Raw genomic sequence first — 3,952 nt, forward strand, 5'->3', positions numbered from 1 at the left:
AATCCGTCATCGTTCCGTCCGTCCAATCTCCGCCAAGCATGCTCAAGCTTCACGATTTTTGCAACAGAGCCGACGGATTTGTTAACGGCCCTGCGGGACTTCAACAAAGACCGAAAATTCAACCGCAAAGGCCCGCTGTGCGTGGCGCTGGTCGTCACCCAGCACGCGCGCAAGATGGGCTTGCCGCTCGATCCCGACAAGCTGCTGACCGACGCCGGCGGCCAGGTTCTCGGCCTGGGCAAAGGCGCGGTGCAAGCGGTGCTGAACCGTCACGGCATCACCCGCGTTTTAGCCGCTGAAGGCGGGCGCACCAGTCGCGGCAGCATCAGCAACATGCGCGAGTATGTGGCGTTCCTCAACGGCCAGGCCGCCAGCGGCGCGGTCGATCTCGATGCCGTGGAAGCGTTCTGGATTGAGCGCGTGCATGAGTTCTTTTCGGCCAAGCCGTTCAAGATTCGCCTTGATGCCTCGCGCAGCCTGCGAACGCTGGTGCGCGACGTGATCGCCCAAGCCGAAGAACGGCAGCGCAACACGCCGGGGATGCAGTATGCCGGCGCGGTGCTGCAACACCTGGTCGGGGCCAAGCTCGATTGCGCCCTGGGCGCCGGCAACTTCGAGCACAACAGCTTTTCAACGTCCGACGCGCAATCAGGCCGCAACGGCGATTTCTTCATTGGCGATGTGGCTATCCACGTCACCACGGCGCCCGGCGAAGCGGTCATTGGCCGTTGCCGCGACAACATAGACAACGGCCACCGGCCGATCATCGTCACGACAGCGCGAGGGCTGACGGTTGCCGAAGGGCTGGCCGAGAATGCCGGCCTGGGCGAACGCATCGACGTTTTCGAGGTTGAACAGTTCGTAGCCCTGAACCTCTACGAGCTGGGCAAGTTCGCGGCCGAAGGCCGGCGCGTCGCGGTCGGCGACGTGGTGACGCGCTATAACGAGATCGTGGAAGAAGTCGAAACCGACCCGAGCCTGAAAATCGAATTTCGCCAATGAGCGAGACGCCGGAACAGCGCAGCCACACCATGCGGGCTGTGCGTTCCCGCGACACGGGGCCGGAAATGATCGTGCGGCGCTTCCTCCACGCCGCAGGCCTGCGCTACCGGCTCCATGATCGACGCCTTCCCGGCGTTCCTGACCTGGTGTTTCCAAGCCGGCGCGTTGCGCTGTTCGTGCATGGGTGTTTCTGGCATCAGCATCCCGGCTGCGAGGCAGCCGCCCGGCCGAAATCTCGCCCGGACTACTGGAACCGGAAGCTGGATGGGAACGTGGCGCGTGACGCCCGCCACCTGGCCGAGCTGGCCGCCGCCGGCTGGACGGCCCTGGTAGTCTGGGAATGCGAAACGCGAGACCCGCAACGCCTAGCCGCGCTGGCGGCTCGCATTCGAGAGAAGGGAAGGACATGAGCAACGAAACCGCCACCATCAGCGCCACCGTTCCTGCGGCCGTGAAATCCGAAGCCGCCGCCGTTGCGGCCGCGCACGGCATGAGCCTAGCCGTCCTGGTGCGCGAGCTGGTGGCCCGCGTGGCCGCCCGTGACGCCGAAACGCTGGCCTGGCTCGATGAGGCTCGCCGATGACCGACCCGAAAAACCTGGAAAGCTGGCTGCATGAGAAGGCCGGCCCGGCCTATGACGGGGTCTCCTCGTTTTCAGTGCAATAAGTGACGGTACGAAAAGCTAGCACTGGCGCGGAGGTGGTGTTGGTAGATCGTTGATTTCATTGACTTTCCTGTTCACTTTCAAATCTGCGATTCGTGGCGTCAAACCGTGGTCGGTTTCATCCATTGGTGCCAGTTATCGATGCATTTGGCCGCGAAGGCAGGATTTGGTCAGCATAGCGGTCAACCGGGAAGCGAAACACACCCCGCAAGTTGATGCTCTCCAGCCTGGTGGGCGCAATCTTCCCGATCAGTTCCGGTGGAATGACCTGGCGGCGGTTCGACCAGCGATCCAGGACCGCCTGCATCTGTGAGGTATTCCACGCCATCACGATGTTGGCCATCAGGCTCAACGCATCGGCCACAGCCTGCATTTCATCGACACGTTTGGCCTGCGCCGGGCTGATCCGGCCGGTATAAATGGCGCGCTTGAGGGCGTTAACAGCCTCGCCCCGATTGAGCACCCGGCGCAACTCGTTCCTGAAAGCGTCCTTGACAAAGTAGTCAGCCAAAAACGCCGTACGCAGCAACCGCCCCAATTGCACGCCAGCCTCATAGATTGGATCGCCCTGGGCGGCAGAACCGAACCGCGCAAGAGCTGCCACCGCACTGGCATGTCCGCTCATGACCGAGGCTGCCAGGTGCACCAGACTATCCCAATGCTTTTCGATCAAAGCGACGTCGACATTGGCTTCGCACACCGCAGCGATTTCTGCGGGCACTTTGGTGCCGCGTGGCACAAAGAGGTGGCGCTGTTTGAGTTCCTTCAACCGCGGGCAAAGATCAAAACCAAGCAAACGGGCATGTGACATGGCAAAGTCGGTGTAGCCATGGGTATCCACAGCAAGCTGGCTGGTCTCCAGCTTTTCTTGGCGGATGACACCTTCAATGGCCACGCCCGCCTGGCGCTCATTGAGCACAAAGGGCTGCGCATGGAAGATGCCCCACCGGTCTTTTACATGGGAGTAGATTCCAATGGAAGGTGTGTTGCGCCGAGGATCAAGCCGGGCTTGCCACACCCGTTTGGTGGTCTCCATGCTCATCATGTCAGAAGATGCCAAATCGGACCGCCCCCAGGTGGCGGCAATCGGGTGTCGCTGCATGAATTCCAGCACAGCCTGGCAGGCCTGGCTCAGACGCCGTTCGTCCCGCGCCCAGCGCATGGCCTGGCGAATGCTGGTGGCAGACAATTGCGGAATCATGCGCGCGCATTCGACCGCAGTCAGACTGGTGCCGTGGGCCATGATGCCGGCATAGACCATCAGCAGCTCGTCGGTAGAGCGCGGCTCACGTCCGAGCATGATCCAGCTAAAGCGCACCTGGGCGTCAACGGCCAGAATCACTTCCGGCAATTGAACCTCACCGATGCGGTGATCCAAAGCCGCGCGCAGCTTGGTCACTTCTGGGTCTTCGTCCTCTGCGGGCAATGGCGACAAATGGAGTTCATCATCCACGCGCAGTACGCCACTGCGGGCTGCAGCGGCCACCGCATCGACACCGGCAGTTACTCTGGCCAGCAAAGGCTTCAAGAAAGTGGCAGCCTTGCTGGGTAACGATAGACGGGCATAGTGTTTCTTGGACTCTGCCTGCCAACGCTCGTCCGTGAAGAACAAGCGCGCACGACCCCGAAAGCTCAGGCTGTGCTCAATCCAGACCGAGCCATTGCGCACCGCGCGGCGCAGGGCAAACAGGGTGGCCACCTCCAACGCCTGAAACGCCCGTTCCCGGTCTGGGCTGGAGATCGAAACCTGCCAGATCATTCCCAGACTTGGTGCCACCACTTCAACTGGCAGCTTTCTGGATCCTTTGAGATATAAAGCTTGCAGCTTGGCAAGGTACTCGATGGCAGGATGCTCGCCGGTGGCCTGCCAGGGCAGCTTTGCAATGGCGACGAGCAACGACCGCACGGGGCGAATTCCATCAATCAATCCCTCGCGGACCAGGGAGGCCCTGCTCGGTGGTTTGCGTTTCTGGGTTTCGGTGATCAAGGCTTCAAGACGGGCACGCAACTCAGCATCTGGCACCGCACCTTGCGCGCTCAAGGCAACAAGTTCGCCGAGCAGCGTTTTGTACATTGCGGCCCAATTGACGGTAGCGGGGACATCGGCGGCAGCCTGACGCCACAGATCGGCGATCCGGCGCTGCACCATAAGGATCAACTGGTCTGTGGTGGTGAACAGGCAATACCGAAGAAAGCATGCGACCTCCACGGTGCGCGCTGGCTCTTTGATCTTGGCTCCGGCTGAGGGCGGCCTGGAGACAAGTCGGCGCGCGTAGCGGCGCAAGA

4 protein-coding genes are annotated in these 3,952 nt (G+C 61.7%); 3 read left to right on the forward strand and 1 reads right to left on the reverse strand.

Annotated elements, in window-relative coordinates; all coding sequences use genetic code 11:
- From ABFX23_RS17275 to ABFX23_RS17285, 3 genes are all read left to right on the forward strand, one after another.
- On the forward strand, positions 1-1,002 hold a 1,002-nt coding region (locus ABFX23_RS17275), incomplete at its 5' end, for a DUF4928 family protein (protein ID WP_346034125.1).
- Entirely contained in the window at positions 999-1,412 is a 414-nt protein-coding gene (locus ABFX23_RS17280; protein WP_077189551.1) for a very short patch repair endonuclease, read from the forward strand. The genes ABFX23_RS17275 and ABFX23_RS17280, both read left to right, overlap by 4 nt.
- Complete coding sequence (locus ABFX23_RS17285) at positions 1,409-1,585, forward strand: hypothetical protein (protein WP_165926966.1); 177 nt, start codon at positions 1,409-1,411, stop codon at positions 1,583-1,585. The genes ABFX23_RS17280 and ABFX23_RS17285 overlap by 4 nt, the downstream gene beginning before the upstream one ends.
- A 199-nt stretch (positions 1,586-1,784) precedes the next feature.
- Here the strand turns inward: ABFX23_RS17285 and ABFX23_RS17290 are convergent.
- The coding region (locus ABFX23_RS17290; RefSeq protein ID WP_346034126.1) for a Tn3-like element IS1071 family transposase at positions 1,785-3,952 on the reverse strand (2,168 nt) is incomplete at its 5' end.

The organism is Erythrobacter westpacificensis (assembly GCF_039542285.1).
Lineage (GTDB): Bacteria > Pseudomonadota > Alphaproteobacteria > Sphingomonadales > Sphingomonadaceae > Alteraurantiacibacter > Alteraurantiacibacter westpacificensis.